At 69.7% G+C, this 14,523-nt stretch carries 13 protein-coding genes; 6 read left to right on the plus strand and 7 right to left on the minus strand.

Translation table 11 applies throughout. The features are described from left to right. Positions 1 to 123: 123 nt before the first annotated feature. The gene (locus HD557_RS18210; RefSeq protein ID WP_196874887.1) at positions 124 to 1,395 is read right to left on the minus strand and encodes a multidrug effflux MFS transporter; all 1,272 of its coding nucleotides are present in this window, start codon (positions 1,393 to 1,395) and stop codon (positions 124 to 126) included. 58 nt (positions 1,396 to 1,453) lie between these two features. Between HD557_RS18210 and HD557_RS18215 the strand changes: the two genes are divergently transcribed. After that, a complete protein-coding gene (locus tag HD557_RS18215; RefSeq protein WP_196874888.1) occupies positions 1,454 to 1,915 on the plus strand; it encodes a MarR family winged helix-turn-helix transcriptional regulator in 462 nt (153 codons plus the stop codon). On the opposite strand, the gene HD557_RS18220 is transcribed toward HD557_RS18215, so the two are convergent. From HD557_RS18220 to HD557_RS18245, 6 genes are all read right to left on the minus strand, one after another. Next, positions 1,893 to 2,609: a GNAT family N-acetyltransferase gene (locus HD557_RS18220; protein WP_196874889.1), complete on the minus strand. Its 717-nt coding sequence runs from the start codon at positions 2,607 to 2,609 to the stop codon at positions 1,893 to 1,895. The two genes, HD557_RS18215 and HD557_RS18220, sit on opposite strands and share 23 nt — an antisense overlap. Positions 2,610 to 2,643: 34 nt before the next feature. After that, positions 2,644 to 3,903 carry an MFS transporter gene (locus tag HD557_RS18225; RefSeq protein WP_196874890.1) on the minus strand — a complete coding sequence of 420 codons (1,260 nt, stop codon included), beginning with the start codon at positions 3,901 to 3,903 and terminating at the stop codon, positions 2,644 to 2,646. A gap of 91 nt (positions 3,904 to 3,994) precedes the next feature. Continuing rightward, positions 3,995 to 4,558: a pyridoxamine 5'-phosphate oxidase family protein gene (locus HD557_RS18230; protein WP_196874891.1), complete on the minus strand. Its 564-nt coding sequence runs from the start codon at positions 4,556 to 4,558 to the stop codon at positions 3,995 to 3,997. 73 nt (positions 4,559 to 4,631) lie between these two features. After that, positions 4,632 to 6,479 carry a dihydroxy-acid dehydratase gene (gene ilvD, locus HD557_RS18235; protein ID WP_196874892.1) on the minus strand — a complete coding sequence of 616 codons (1,848 nt, stop codon included), beginning with the start codon at positions 6,477 to 6,479 and terminating at the stop codon, positions 4,632 to 4,634. A gap of 90 nt (positions 6,480 to 6,569) precedes the next feature. Then, positions 6,570 to 7,625 carry a hypothetical protein gene (locus HD557_RS18240; protein ID WP_196874893.1) on the minus strand — a complete coding sequence of 352 codons (1,056 nt, stop codon included), beginning with the start codon at positions 7,623 to 7,625 and terminating at the stop codon, positions 6,570 to 6,572. Positions 7,626 to 7,641: 16 nt separating this feature from the next. After that, entirely contained in the window at positions 7,642 to 8,709 is a 1,068-nt protein-coding gene (locus HD557_RS18245) for a WD40/YVTN/BNR-like repeat-containing protein (RefSeq protein WP_008358439.1), read from the minus strand. A 137-nt stretch (positions 8,710 to 8,846) separates the two neighbouring features. Here HD557_RS18245 and HD557_RS18250 point away from each other — a divergent pair, with 137 nt between their 5' ends. From HD557_RS18250 to HD557_RS18270, 5 genes are all read left to right on the plus strand, one after another. Further along, positions 8,847 to 9,608: an HAD family hydrolase gene (locus HD557_RS18250; protein WP_196874894.1), complete on the plus strand. Its 762-nt coding sequence runs from the start codon at positions 8,847 to 8,849 to the stop codon at positions 9,606 to 9,608. A 23-nt stretch (positions 9,609 to 9,631) separates the two neighbouring features. Next, positions 9,632 to 12,250, plus strand: coding sequence for a glycoside hydrolase family 65 protein (locus tag HD557_RS18255; RefSeq protein WP_231381349.1), 2,619 nt, complete (start codon positions 9,632 to 9,634; stop codon positions 12,248 to 12,250). Positions 12,251 to 12,282: 32 nt separating this feature from the next. Beyond that, positions 12,283 to 13,164, plus strand: coding sequence for an EamA family transporter (locus HD557_RS18260; protein ID WP_307785657.1), 882 nt, complete (start codon positions 12,283 to 12,285; stop codon positions 13,162 to 13,164). Between the two features lie 148 nt (positions 13,165 to 13,312). After that, the gene (locus HD557_RS18265) at positions 13,313 to 13,570 is read left to right on the plus strand and encodes a hypothetical protein (RefSeq protein ID WP_008358445.1); all 258 of its coding nucleotides are present in this window, start codon (positions 13,313 to 13,315) and stop codon (positions 13,568 to 13,570) included. Beyond that, a complete protein-coding gene (locus HD557_RS18270) occupies positions 13,567 to 14,490 on the plus strand; it encodes an alpha/beta fold hydrolase (protein ID WP_196874896.1) in 924 nt (307 codons plus the stop codon). Before HD557_RS18265 ends, HD557_RS18270 begins: the two co-directional genes overlap by 4 nt. The last annotated feature ends 33 nt before the right edge of the window (positions 14,491 to 14,523 follow it).

Raw genomic sequence — 14,523 nt, forward strand, 5'->3', positions numbered from 1 at the left:
CCTATCTGTCGGGCTTGGCTATGCCCTCCAGACTGCTGCGCGCGAGCCGCCGGCACATCGGCTCAGGAGCGGGGGCGGCGTACGCAATCGTGCGTACGCCGCCGCCCCTCCTCGATCCCCGCCTCAGGCGGACTCGAGAACCTGCTCGCCGCCTCGCACGCTCTCGGCAGCCTCGGTGGGGCGCCGCCCGGCGAGCACGAAGGCCACGCACGCCACGACGGCCGCGCTCATCATCACGATCGCGACCGGCACGGCGGTTCCCTCACCGCCGAGACTGACCAGCGGCGAGACAAGCGCGGCCAGACCGAACTGGAGCGCACCGAGGACCGCCGAGGCACTGCCCGCGGCCCGCGGCACGGCCCCGAGCGCTAGCGCGGTGGCGTTTCCGAAGACGAGCCCGAGGGGCACCACCGCCACGAACACGGCCACGGCGAGCAGCCCGACCGGAAGACCGGTGATCGCGATGACCAGGAACAGCACGGTGCCGGCGAGCGACACGGCAAGGCCCAGACCCACCATGCGGCGCGCGTCGACGCGACCGGCGAGATTGGCCGCAGTCCCGCTGACGACCATGAGAGCGAGGGCGTTGAGGCCGAAGAGCAGTCCGTAGGTTATCTCGCTGAGGTCCATCATCTCCTGGTAGAGGAAGGGGGAGGCCGAGATGTAGGCCATCATCACAGCGAATCCGAACGCGAAGGCCAGCGTGTAACCGACATAGCCTCGCGAGCGGAGCTCATCGATGACCGACCCCTGCTCAGCGCGGCTGGCGCGAAGCTCGGCGCGGCGCGCGCGAGACAGCGACTCAGGTACGGCCGCGAGCACGGCGACGAACATCAGCACCGCGATGGCGAGCACGACCGCGAGCACACCGCGCCAGCCGAGCGGCCCGGCGATGAAGCCGCCGACCAGCGGCGCGACGACGGGCGCGACGCCCCCGACGACCATCATCAGGCTCATCGCGCGGGCAGCGGCGGGCCCGTCGGCGCGGTCAGTGACGATCGCCCGGCCAAGGACCATGCCAGCAGCCCCGGACAGACCCTGAACGAGCCGGGCCGCGACCAGGAGCTCGACCGTGGGCGCGACGACGGTGGCGATACTCGCGAGCACGAAGACACCGGCTCCGACGAGCAGGGGTACGCGACGCCCGATCCGGTCCGAGAGCGGCCCGAACACGAGCTGGCCGACCGCGACGCCGACCAGAAACGCCATGAGCGTCAGCTGGATGCTCGTCGCGTCGGTGCCGAGATCGGTCACCATCGCAGGGAACGCGGGCAGGTAGAGGTCGGTCGCGAAGGGCGCGACAGCGGAGAGCAGGGCGAGGACGAGCAGCAGAGCCGGCCCGAGCGCGGAGACGGCAGGCCGCGCCGGCGGCTCGGTGGCAGCGGGAAGGGTCATGTAAGCAATATTAGTTATGTCTTCATAATTATGTAAGAGCAACCATTAGAGTGTGACCATGCTTACCTGCGCCGCCGAAGAGCTCGCCGACCTCGCAGAGATCGTCGCGACGCTTGCCCGCGACATCGAACGGCACCACGCCCGCGATCCCGAGATCACCGAGCTCTCCACGGGCGAGCACGCCGTGATGCGCTACGTCGACCGTCACCCCGGGGCCACGCCCAGCGAGATCGCGCAAGACGTCGGTATGCAGCGACCCAACCTCAGCGCCACGCTACGCAAGCTCGAGGACAAGGGCATGGTCGTACGCTCCGAGGGCATCGGTGACCGACGAGGCAAGGTCGTCACGCCGACCCCCTATGCGGCCGAGAACCTGCGCCGCCTACGCGCGGTGTGGAGCGATGCTCTCGCCCCTGCTGCCGGTGAGCCGGACCTCGCGGGCCTCACCGCTCGACTCACCGCGATCCGCGACCTCCTCGCGGCCGACCGCGGCAGGCTCAGGGCCGGGTCAGCTCGCTGAGCGACACCCGCTGACCACCCTCGGAGTCGAAGTTCGCGGGGTCGAGCCAGCGCTCGTGCGCGTCCTTCACGCCTCGCCACTCCTCCGCCGTCACCGAGAACCAGTCGGTGTCCCGGTTGCGGCCCTTGACGACCATGTGGTTGCGGAACCGGCCCTCGTAGCTGAACCCGAGCCGCTCCGCGGCCCGCCGGGACGGCTCGTTGAGCGCGTCGAGCTTCCACTCGAAGCGCCGGTAGCCCAGCGTGTCGAAGGCGTGCCGCATGAGCAGGTGGATCGCCTCGGTCGCCGCCCGGGTGCGGGCCAGGGCGGGGCCGAAGAGCACACCGCCGACCTCGATGCTGCCGTTCCTCGGGTTGATCGCGTGGTAGCCCGCGATGCCGCTCGCCCGGCCGTCCCGCTCCCCCTCCTTCGGGACGAAGGCGAACGGGACCACGTCCTCGGCGTCGACCATGCCTGCCAGGTGCATCCACAGGTCCTGCAGCGAGGTGGGCATGGCGATCGGCCGGTAGGTCCACAGGTCGGCGTCGTCGGGGCCGCAGACGGCGGCGAAGAGGTCGGAGTACTGCGCCGAGGAGAGCGGCGCGACCCGGACGTAGCGCCCCTCGAGGGTCACCGGCTCGGGCCACGGCCGCGTCTCCCAGCCCTCGACGACGCCACCCACCGGAAAGTCGAACGGTCGGGAGAAATCGGTCACGGCGGTCATTGTCGCCGACCGCCGTGACCGCTGCTCAGGAGACCGCCGCATCCACTGCATCCGCTGCGTCCACCGTGGCGAGCGAGCGCCGGGCGCCGGCGAGGGCGAGCATCCCGATCAGGCATCCCAGCAGGAGTACCCCGGCCAGAACCATCACCGACTCCACCGCGAACCGGTCCGCGAGCGGCCCGAAGACGATCATCGAGACCGGCATCGCCACCGACATCACGATCCCGTAGAACCCGAACACCCGGCCGCGCATCGAGTCCTCGACCTGCTCCTGCAGGACGGTCGCGGCCGGCACCAGCAGCGTCTGGAAGAGGACGCAGATCACCAGGCCGGCGACCGAGAACACCCAGAAGTCGGTCGAGACGCCCAGCCCGACGACGAGCAGCCCGACGCCGACCGAGGCAGCCACCATCAGCCGCACCCGGCGCTTCACCTTCGGCCCGAAGACGGCCATCAACGCGCCGCCGAGGACCATCCCGACGCTCCAGAACAGCTCGTTGACGCTCAGCATCCACACCTCGTCCCCGAAGCTGCGCGTGATCATCAGCGGTGTGAGGTGCGCCGGCGCCCCGGCCATGAACATGACGACGGCCACGAGGCCCATCACCCATCGCACCGAGGCGTTCCCCTTGACGTACCGGACACCGGCGGCGAGGTCGCCGAAGTAGCTCACCGGCCCCGAGGCGCCCGTCGGGCGAACCGTCCGCACCACCGGCACCAGGAGCAGTAGGAGTACGCCGACCGCGGCCGTCACCACGTCGATGAAGAAGACCGCGACGATGCCGGTGCTCGCGTAGACCGCGGCGGCGACCGCCGGTGCGAACAGCATCATCCCCGACTGGATCGTCTGCTGGGCTCCGTTGACCCGCATCAGGTGCTCGGCCGGGACGATCTGCGGAAGCATGGCGTTCACCGCCGGCGCCTGCACCCCTGCCAGCGCCGAGCGCACCGCCATCGCGACGAAGATCATCCACAGGTCACCGACCCCGCTGAGCATCAGCAGGGCGAGGACCAGGGTGGCCACCGCGATCGTCGAGTCGGCACCGATGATCAGCAGCTTGCGCGAGTGCCTGTCGGCCCACACACCGCCGAAGACCGACACCACCGCCTGCGGCAGCATCCCGGCCGCCACGCTCAGGGTCAGCACCGCGGCCGACCCCGTCTCGACGGTGAGGTGCCACATCACCGCGTACGCGACGATCATCGAGCCCAACGACGACACCGTCTGGCCGCCCAGGAAGACCAGCAGATTCCGCTTCCAACGATCCGGCTTCTGATCCGACATCGCAACCACTCCCGCATCCGGTGGGCCGCCGTGCCGGCCCCTCATCCATGCCACGAACGGTCGGCCCCGGTTTCGACAGTCGCGGCGACGGCTATTCGGATACCGGGTCGAAGTCGAAGGCCGGCAGACCGTCGAGACTGGCGAGGTTCTTCCGGCGCCGGTAGTCGGCCGAGCCCTCGACGCCCTTGCGGTCGAAGTAGGCCGGGAGCAGGTCGCGCTCACCGACGTACGACATCAGCGGGACCGCGAAGCCGCAGGAGTCGGAGACCCGCTCGATGTCCACGACGACGACCGCGCGGGCGCCGGGGAGGTCGGTGAAGCGGCCGGCCAGGTCGGCGTACTCCTCGTCGTAGCGGGTCACGACCCGGCCGCGACCGTGGAAGCGGACGATGTTCGGCGCCCCGTCGAAGGCGCAGAACATGACCGTGATCCGGCCGTTCTCCCGCAGGTGCGCGATCGTCTCGCTGCCGCTCCCGGTGCCGTCGACCCACGCGAAGGTGAGCTCGTCGAGCATCCCGAAGGTGCCCGGCATGCCGCGGGGCGACAGGTTGACGTGACCCTCACCGGAGAGCGGCGCGGTGGCCACGAAGAAGACGACCTGACGATCGACGAACTCCCGCAGACGACCCTCGACGCGCGCATGAACCTTTCCCATGCGGCCGATGCTGCCAGCACGTACGCCGGATCCGCCCGCAATATCCAGCGGGCGGACCTCCGGGTCGTTCTGGTTACTCCGGCACGTTGCGGTAGGCGCCGTCGGAGGCCGAGGTGGCCATCGAGGCGTACGCCCGCAGAGCCGCGGAGACCTTCCGGTCGCGATTGAGCGGGGTGTAGGGCTTCTCGCGCTTCTCCTGGGCCACGCGACGCTCGTCGAGGACGATGTCGTCGACGTCGAGGGAGATCGAGCGGTTGGGGATGTCGATGGAGATCTGGTCGCCGTCCTCGATGAGCGCGATCAGGCCGCCACCGGCCGCCTCCGGGGAGACGTGGCCGATGGAGAGCCCCGAGGTGCCGCCGGAGAAGCGGCCGTCGGTGATCAGCGCGCACTTCTGGCCCAGGCCGCGGCCCTTGAGGAACGAGGTCGGGTAGAGCATCTCCTGCATGCCCGGCCCACCCTTCGGACCCTCGTAGCGGATCACCACGACGTGGCCGGCCTCGACCTTCTTGCTGAGGATGCCGTCGACCGCGGCGTCCTGGGACTCGAAGACGATCGCGGTGCCGGTGAAGGTCAGGCAATCCTCCGGCACACCGGCGGTCTTGACGACGCAGCCGTCGGGCGCGATGTTGCCCGACAGGATCGCCAGCCCGCCGTCCTCGGAGTAGGCGTGCTCGAAGTCGCGGATGCAGCCCTCGGCGGCGTCGGTGTCGAGGCTGGCCCAGAGGTTGTCGGTGGAGAACGCCTCGGTCGTACGCACCCCGCCCGGCGCCGCGAGGAAGAGGTCGAGCGCCTCCTGGCTGGGGTTCTCGGCGCGGATGTCCCAGGTGCCCAGCCACTCCTCGACGCTCGCGGAGTGGATGGTGTGGACGTCGGTGTTGAGGGCACCACCGCGGAGCAGCTCGCCGAGCAGGGCGGGGATGCCGCCGGCCCGGTGGACGTCCTCCATGTGGTACTTCGGGCTGTTGGGGGCGACCTTGCTCAGGCACGGCACCCGGCGCGAGATCGCGTCGATGTCGTGCACGTTGAAGTCGAGCTCGGCCTCGCGGGCCGCAGCGAGCAGGTGGAGCACGGTGTTGGTCGAGCCGCCCATGGCGACGTCGAGCGCGACCGCGTTCTCGAACGCGCTGCGGTTGGCGATGTTCCGCGGCAGGACGGACTCGTCGCCCTCCTCGTAGTAGCGGCGGCACAGCTCGACGATGGTGCGGCCCGCCTCCTCGAACAGCGCACGGCGCTTGGCGTGGGTGGCCAGGGTCGACCCGTTGCCGGGCAGGCTCAGTCCGATGGCCTCGGTGAGGCAGTTCATCGAGTTGGCGGTGAACATGCCGCTGCAGGAGCCACAGGTCGGACAGGCGGAGCGCTCGACCGTGTCGAGCAGCTCGTCGCTGACCGCCTCGTTGACCGAGAGCACCATCGCGTCGACCAGGTCGAGCTTGTCGTGGACGATCCCCTCGATGGCGGTCGTCTTGCCGGCCTCCATCGGACCACCGGAGACAAAGACGACCGGGATGTTGAGGCGCAGGCTCGCCAGCAGCATGCCGGGGGTGATCTTGTCGCAGTTGGAGATGCACACGATCGCGTCGGCGCGGTGCGCCTCGACCATGTATTCGACCGCGTCCGCGATCAGCTCGCGGCTCGGCAGCGAGTAGAGCATCCCGGCGTGGCCCATCGCGATCCCGTCGTCGACGGCGATCGTGTTGAACTCCTTGGCTACTCCGCCGGCCTCCTTGATCTTCTCGGCGACGATCTTGCCGAGGTCACGGAGGTGGACATGGCCTGGTACGAACTCGGTGAACGAGTTGGCGATCGCGATGATCGGCTTGCCGAAGTCGTCATCAGTCATGCCGGTCGCGCGCCACAGCGCGCGGGCACCCGCCATGTTGCGGCCCGAGGTCGAGGTTGCGGAGCGAAGAGTGGGCATACCACAAAGGCTAGACCCGCGGGCGTATGTCTTCGCACACAGCGCCACGCGGTGGACGCGTGCCGGTCGATCCGGACCGGTCGGCGAGCGTCAGCGGAACGCCGGCGCCAAGCGCAGCGGGTGGTCGCCCCAACGACCGACGAGCTCGCGATGCAGCGCCTCCGCCCAGGTCACCAGGGGTTGAGGACCGGACAGGCCGGCGGCGAGTCCGAGGCGGGCGAGGGTCAAGGTACGCCGTCCGGGCATCCGGTCGTCGTCGGCGTTGTGAGCGGCGTCCGTGTCGAGGGATGCCGGAAGGAACCAGCTCACCGAGAGAAGGCACCACAGCACGGTGGCCGCCTCCAGGTCGGCCTCGAAGGTCGACGGCGGCCCGACGGTGCCGTACGCCGCGTCGAGATAGGCCTGAAGAGCGAGGCTCGAGACACCGTCCGGCACCTGCCACGCACACCAGCACGACGGCCACGGCACGCGCAGATAGGCGGCCTCCCAGGCACGGTGTCGGATCTCCGCGTGCTCGAAGTCGAGCAGCATGAGTCCGTCCGGGCCGAGCAGATTGTTGTCGGGGCAGGTGTCGCTGGGTGTCAACGCCAGATCCGGCCCCGTACGCAGCGGCGTGAGTGCGTCCTGGATCGCGTCGGGCACGTCGTCGTCCCATGGAAGTCCGTTCGTCGCGCAGAGCGTCGCCAGAGCGGATCCGAGGTCGTCCATCTGGCTGACGGTGAGGTCGGTGCGTACGCCGCTCGCCAGCGCCTCTCGAAAGACGTCCAACCGGTCGGCCGTGTGCGCCTGCAGCTCGCCGACCGCCCGCGCCCAGGCCAGGATCCGATCGCGGCCGAGAACGGCATCGGTGCCGAGCAGCGCATCGGCGACATCGGGTCCCGGACCGAGGTCCGACATCACGACGACGGCCGGGTCCTCGCGGACCCCGAGCAGCCGCGGCGCACGGACACCGTCCGCCGCCTTCAGGCCCGCGGCCTCCCGCGACCAGGTCTTCTCCTCCGGTTCGAGGTACTCCTTGACGATGGCTGTCCCGGTGCCGGCCCGGATCCGGCGTACGACGCTGCGACGGCTTCCGCCGAGCTCCGCCACCTGCTCGACCCGGTCCACCCCGAGGACCTCGGCCGCCACCTCGAGCGCATCAGCCATGCCGCGACGATAGCGGTCACACCTTCGCGGCTCGGACCACCATCACGTCGGGGATGTCGCGGAGGATCTCGCGCCAGGTCTCGCCGGCGTCGGCGGAGGCCCAGACGGAGCCGTTGCGGGCGCCGAAGTAGACCCCGGCGACGTCGTGGTCGTCGGCACACATCGCGTCGCGCATGACACCGACGTAGAAGTGGTCGGGCAGGCCCTTGTCGAGCGCCTCCCAGTGGTCGCCGGCGTCGCGGGAGCGCCACACGATCGGCTTGGCCTCCGGTGGGTAACGGGACTCGCCGGCCCCGATCGGGAAGGTGTAGATCGTGTCGGGCTCCTGCGGGTGGACGACCATCGCGAAGCCGAAGTCGGTGGGCAGGCCGTCGGCGATGGACTTCCACGACAGGCCCTCGTCGTCGGAGCGGTAGACGCCGCCGTGGTTCTGCAGGTAGAGCCGCTCGGGGCGGGAGGCGTGGCGGGCGACCTTGTGGACGCACTGGCCGAACTCGGGATACTGCTGCCCCTCGGGCAGGAAGACCGCGATGATGCCGTTGTTGCGCGCCTCCCAGGTCTCCCCGCCGTCGCGGGTCTGGTAGACGCCGCCGGTCGAGATGGCCGCGGTCACCGAGTCGGGGTCGGTGGGGTGCGGCAGGATCGTGTGGAAGGCCTGTCCGCCGAAGCCCTCGTTCCACTCGGTGCGGTGCGGGTGGTCCCACAGACCGCGGACGAGCTCGAAGGATGCGCCACCGTCACGCGAGCGGAAGATCGCGCCGGGCTCGACACCGGCCCAGATCGTGCCCTCCGGCAGCCCGGGCTGGAGCTGCCAGACCCGGGCCAGGCTGGCGTCGACGTCCTCGGGGAACGACATCGAGGTCTCGGTCCAGGTCTCGCCGCCGTCGGCGGAGGTGCGCACCAGCGCACCCAGCCACAGCGAGGAGCAACCGGCAAGGATCCGCCCGGTACCGGGCTCGATCATGGCGGAGTAGATCTCCTCCATGTCATGGTGCGGACCGGTGAAGTCCCAGTCCTGCCGGGCGTCGTCAGAGCGCCCTATCCACAGACCCTTACGGGTCCCGACAAGCAGCTGCGTACCCATGTTTCCAGCATCCACCCGGTCGCCGTCTGTGGCCAGGAGATTTCGGCGAAAGAACACCGAGGGAAAACATCCCGAGTCAGCGGTACGGGGCCGTCCGGATTCTTCGGCATGGGCGGGCCAGCCCCTAGCCTGAAGGCATGACCAGACCTGTTGCCTGGGAGACGTTCACCGCGATCCTCTTCGACCTCGACGGCGTGATCACGCCGACCGCGGTCGTGCACATGCGTGCCTGGGAGGAGATGTTCAACGCCTACCTGCAGGAGAAGAGCCCCGGAGCGCCGGCCTACACGGACCAGGACTACTTCGCGTACGTCGACGGCAAGCCGCGCTACGACGGCGTGCGTGACTTCCTCGCCTCCCGTGACATCAAGCTTCCCGAGGGCACCCCGGACGACGCGCCGGAGCTGGAGACCGTCTGCGGCCTCGGCAACCGGAAGAACAACGCCTTCAACCTGGTGCTCGAGCGCGACGGCGTCGAGGCCTACCCGGGGTCGGTGCGGTTCCTGGACTATCTCGCCACGCTCGACGTCCGGCTCGGCGTGGTGTCGTCTTCGGTCAACGCGCCGACCGTGCTGAAGGCGGCGGGGCTGCTGGACCGGTTCGAGACGGTCGTGTCGGGAGCCGTCGCAGATGAGCAGGGCTTGCCCGGCAAGCCTGCACCGGACACGTTTGTCTACGCCGGTAAGGTCCTCGGAGCCACCCCGAGCGAAGCCGTCGTCCTCGAGGACGCCGTCTCCGGGGTGCGCGCCGGCAAGGCAGGAGATTTCGCGCTCGTCGTCGGGGTGGACCGTGGCGCAGGCCACGACACCCTCACGGCCGCAGGCGCCGGCCTTGTCGTGTCCGACCTCGACGAACTTGTCCCTGACCAACACAGCCCTGCTCAAGGAGCACAGCAGTGAAGACCAACGTCGGCCCGAACCCCATGGACCGGGCCCGTTACCCCATCGACCCGTGGCGGCTGGTGGAGACCAGCTACTCCCCCGACGACCTCGGTCTGACCGAGACGCTCTTCAGCGTCGCCAACGGCTATCTCGGCATGCGCGGCACCCCCGAGGAGGGGCGGCCGACCTTCGCCCACGGCACCTTCATCAACGGGTTCCACGAGACCTGGCCGATCCGCCACGCCGAGAACGCCTACGGCTTCGCCAAGACCGGCCAGACGATCGTCAACGCCCCCGACGCGAAGATCATGAAGATCTACGTCGACGACGAGCCGCTGACCTTCGGCACCTCCGACCTGGAGGAGTACGAGCGGGTGCTCGACTTCCGCGAGGGTGTGCTGCGGCGGCACCTGGTGTGGCGTACGCCCTCGGGCAAGCGGGTCGCGATCAGGTCGACCCGGATGGTGTCGATGACGCAGCGCCACCTCTCGATCCAGACCCTCGAGATCACGATGCTGAGCGGCTCGGCGCCGATCGTGATCTCCTCCCAGCTGCTCAACCGGCAGGACGGCAAGGACGAGTACCACGTGCCGGCGGCGGCGCTCGGCGAGGGCATGGACCCCCGCAAGGCCTCCGCCTTCGACACCCGCGTCCTGCTCCCGCAGATGTCGGTCGCCGACGAGGAGCAGATGACCCTCGGCTACCGGTGCGCCAACTCCGGGATGACGATCGCGGTCAGCGCGGCCCACCAGATCGACACCCCGGACCCGGTCGAGACCGTCGTCCGTGCCGAGGACGACCTGGCCAAGACGGTCTTCCGGGTCGACGCCACCGAGGGCAGCACGCTGCGGATGCAGAAGACCGTGGCGTACCACACCTCCCGCGGGGTGCCGGTGCGCGAGCTGGCGGACCGCTGCGGACGTACGCTCGACCGGGCGATCCGGCTGGGTGTCGGCCACTTCGAGCGCGACCAGCGCACCTGGTACGACGAGTTCTGGTCGGCCGCGGACGTCGAGATCTCCGCCGCCGTCGAGGGCGACACCGAGGACATCGCCGCGGCCCAGCAGGCGATCCGGTTCAACCTGTTCTCGCTGGCCCAGGCGACCGCCCGCACCGACGGGCTCGGCGTGCCCGCGAAGGGCGTCACCGGCTCCGGCTACGAGGGGCACTACTTCTGGGACACGGAGTGCTACGTCGTCCCGTTCCTCTGCTACACCCAGCCCGAGGTCGCCCGCAACGTGATGCACGCCCGCTCGGTGATGCTTCCCGCGGCCCGGCAGCGGGCGCTGGAGATGGCCGCGAAGGGCGCGCTGTTCGCGTGGCGCACCATCAACGGCCAGGAGGCCTCGGCCTACTACGCGGCCGGCACCGCGCAGGTGCACATCGACGCCGACATCGCCTTCGCGCTGATGAAGTACGTCTACGCGACCGGTGACACCGGCTACCTGATCCGCGAGGGCGTCGACATCCTGGTCGAGACCGCGCGGATGTGGGCCGACCTCGGCTTCTGGCGCCACAACGGCGAGCCGTCCTTCCACATCCACGGCGTGACCGGGCCGGACGAGTACACCACGGTGGTCAACAACAACCTGTTCACCAACGTGATGGCCCGCTACAACCTGGAGAAGGCCGTCGAGACCATCGAGATGCTCCGGGCGGACTACCCGCGCGAGTACGCGCAGGTCATGGGCCGGCTCGACGTCTCCCCCGACGAGGTCGAGGAGTGGGGACGCTGCGCTGCCGCGATGCACATCCCCTACGACGAGGGGCTCGGGATCCACCCGCAGGACGACAACTTCCTCGACCGCGAGGTGTGGGACCTTCCCAACACCCCCGACGAGGTACGTCCCCTGCTGCTGCACTACCACCCGCTGGTCATCTACCGGTTCCAGGTGCTCAAGCAGACCGACGTGGTGCTCGCCCTCTTCCAGCAGGGCAACCGGTTCACCCCCGAGGAGAAGCGGGCCGACTTCGAGTACTACGACCCGATCACCACCGGCGACTCGACGCTCTCGGCGGTCGTGCAGTCGATCATGGCGGCCGAGGTCGGCTACCAGGGCGACGCGCTGCGCTACTTCTACGACGCCCTCTACGTCGACCTGCACAACATGCACGGCAACACCGTCGACGGGATGCACATCGCCTCCACCGGCGGCGTGTGGGGCGGCCTCGCGTTCGGCTTCGGCGGGATGCGCGACTATGACGGCAGGCTCTCCTTCGACCCGCGTCTGCCGGTCGAGTGGGGCTCGCTGATCTTCCGGGTCCAGTGGCACTCGACCCGGATGCAGGTCGCGGTGACCACCGACCAGATCGTCTTCACCGTCGTGGACACTCCGGGCGAGGAGTTCGACATCCCGGTCAGCGTCCGTGGGGAGGAGTTCGTGGTCTCGAAGGGCTCGCCGGTCGTCGTGCCGCTCGCCGACCAGGGGCCGCGGATCGGCAAGCACCTCGACGAGGAGCCGCACGGCGGCGTACGGCAGGACGGGTCGCGGATCATCGCCACCGTGCCCACGCCGATCCCGCCGGAGATCTACGAGCAGGACCACATCGAGCACCCGATGGTCCCGCACGACTCCCCGCGCGGCTCCGAGCGGCTCGCCGAGGAGGCCAACAAGGCCGCCAACCTGTCCAACATCTCGCAGACGGACTCGGCTCAGTAGCCGTCTTTACATGGCCCTAGACTGGCCGGGTGGTGCACGCTTCCTCTCTCCGGGCGAGGCTTGCCCACCCGGTCGTCCTGGTCCTGATCGGGATCGCGTCGGTGCAGGTCGGCGCGACGTTCGCGAAGTCGCTCTTCGACGAGGTCACCCCGACGGCCATGGTCTGGCTGCGGCTGTCGCTCTCCGCGCTGATCCTGCTGGCGATCACCCGCCCACGGGTCCGCGGCCTGTCGCGACGCGACTGGCTGGTCGTGGTCGCCTTCGGGGCCTCGCTCGGGCTGATGAACTGGGCGATCTACCAGTCCTTCGCCCGGCTGCCGATCGGGATCGCGGTCACCATCGAGTTCATCGGCCCGCTCACGATCGCGCTGGTCACCTCGCGGCGGGCGCGCGACCTGGTCTGGGTGGCACTGGCAGCGGCCGGGGTCGTGCTCCTCGGTCTCGAACCCGGCCGGATCTCGATCGTGGGCGTGCTGTTCGCGCTGCTCGCGGGCGCCTGCTGGGCTGCGTACATCGTGCTGTCGAAGGCGACCGGTGCGCGCTGGGAGGGCATCGACGGGCTCGCTCTGGCATCGACCGTCGCGGCGGTGGCGCTGACGCCTGCGGCGATGGCGTACGCCGACGGGCTGGGGTCTCCGCACGTGTGGCTGGTCGGGTTGATGGTGGGTCTGATGTCCTCGGTGATCCCCTACTCCCTGGATCTTGTTGCCCTGCGTTCGATCAAGCCGGGGCTCTACGCGATCCTGATGTCGCTGGAGCCGGCGGCCGGTGCCCTGGCCGCGATCCTGGTCCTCCACGAGGGGCTGTCCGTGCTGCAGTGGCTGGCCATCGCCTGTGTCGTGGTCGCCTCAGCAGGGGCGACGCGCACCGGCAAGCCCGAGCATCACGTGCCGGCGGAGTCGACCCCGGCGTGACGTACGTGGCTCGTTGCACGACGTAGTGGGGCGTTTCACACAAGCGACATCGGATCGTCACTGACTCCGAATGTTCGGGTCACTACAGTTTGGTGACAACTCCCCCCGCCCTCCGCCCGGTCCCCCGCCTGTCTCTGGAGTTGCTCCGTTGTCGACCATCACCGCCCCCGCGCACACCACCGCCGTAGCCCAGATGGCCGCACTCTTCGCCGCACGCACCGCGGGGCGAATGGTGGGCCCGTTCCTCCGTCCGATCCAGCTGCTGCTCGCGTGGCCGGTGGCCTCTCAGCTCGTCGCCCGGCACAACGCCAAGGCGGCCGAGGAGGCGCTCCTGCTGCGGCGAGCCGAGCGTGAAGACGTCCAGCACTATCTCCAGCTGCTGGCATCGGAGAGAATGACCGCATGACGGTTCCCCGGGCGATGGCCGAGTCGACGGTCACGTTCCGTGACGTACTCTCCGACGACGGCACCCTGATCCGTGCCTGGACCAACGATCCCGAGGGCGAGATCGACGGGCCGACGGTGCTGCTGTGCAACGGCCTCGGCACCAGCCCGTGGAACTGGCCGGCGCTGCTGCACACCTCGTGCGGCGTACGCGTCGTGTCCTGGCAGCACCGCGGCACCTCCGGCTCGGCGCGACCGAAGGACCTGGAGCAGACGACATCGAGGCACTTCGCCGAGGACGCGCTGTCGGTGATGGACGCCTTCGCGCTCTCGCGACCGGTGGTGATGGGCTGGTCGATCGGGGTCAACACCGCGTTCGAGCTGGCCGCGGACCACCCCGAGCGGGTATCCGGCATCTTCGGCGTCGCCGGGGTGCCAGGCGACACCTTCAAGTCGATGCTCGGGCCGCTGCCGCTGCCCGCCCCGGCGGCCGCGATCATGACGCGCACCGCCGCGAAGGTGCTGCGCCGCACCGGCTCCCTGATCACCCCCGTGGCGACCCGCCTCGAGCTCGGCCCCCGCGCGATCGAGATGTTCTCGAAGGCCGGCCTGATCGGCAAGGTCCCCGACCCCGAGCTGGCCGCGGCCGCGCTGGCCGAGTTCCTGACCACGCCGGTCGAGTGGTACTTCCACCTCGCGCTGCGCACCTCCCAGCGCCGCTCGGTCTCGCCGCGCCGGATCAAGGTGCCGGTCGTGCTGGTCGCAGGCACCCGGGACCTCATCGCCGGGGCGCGCCACATGTCTCGGGTCGCCGCCGATCTCAAGAACGGCACCTTCGTCGAGCTCGACGGCACCCACTTCGTGCAGATGGAGCAGCCCGACCGCGTCCACCAGCTGCTGCTCGGCTTCCTCGCTCGCGTCGCCGAGCACCAACGCGTCTGACCAGCGCCGAGACGTCACTCCGGTCGGCCGACG

Source organism: Nocardioides luteus (genome assembly GCF_015752315.1).
Lineage (GTDB): Bacteria > Actinomycetota > Actinomycetes > Propionibacteriales > Nocardioidaceae > Nocardioides.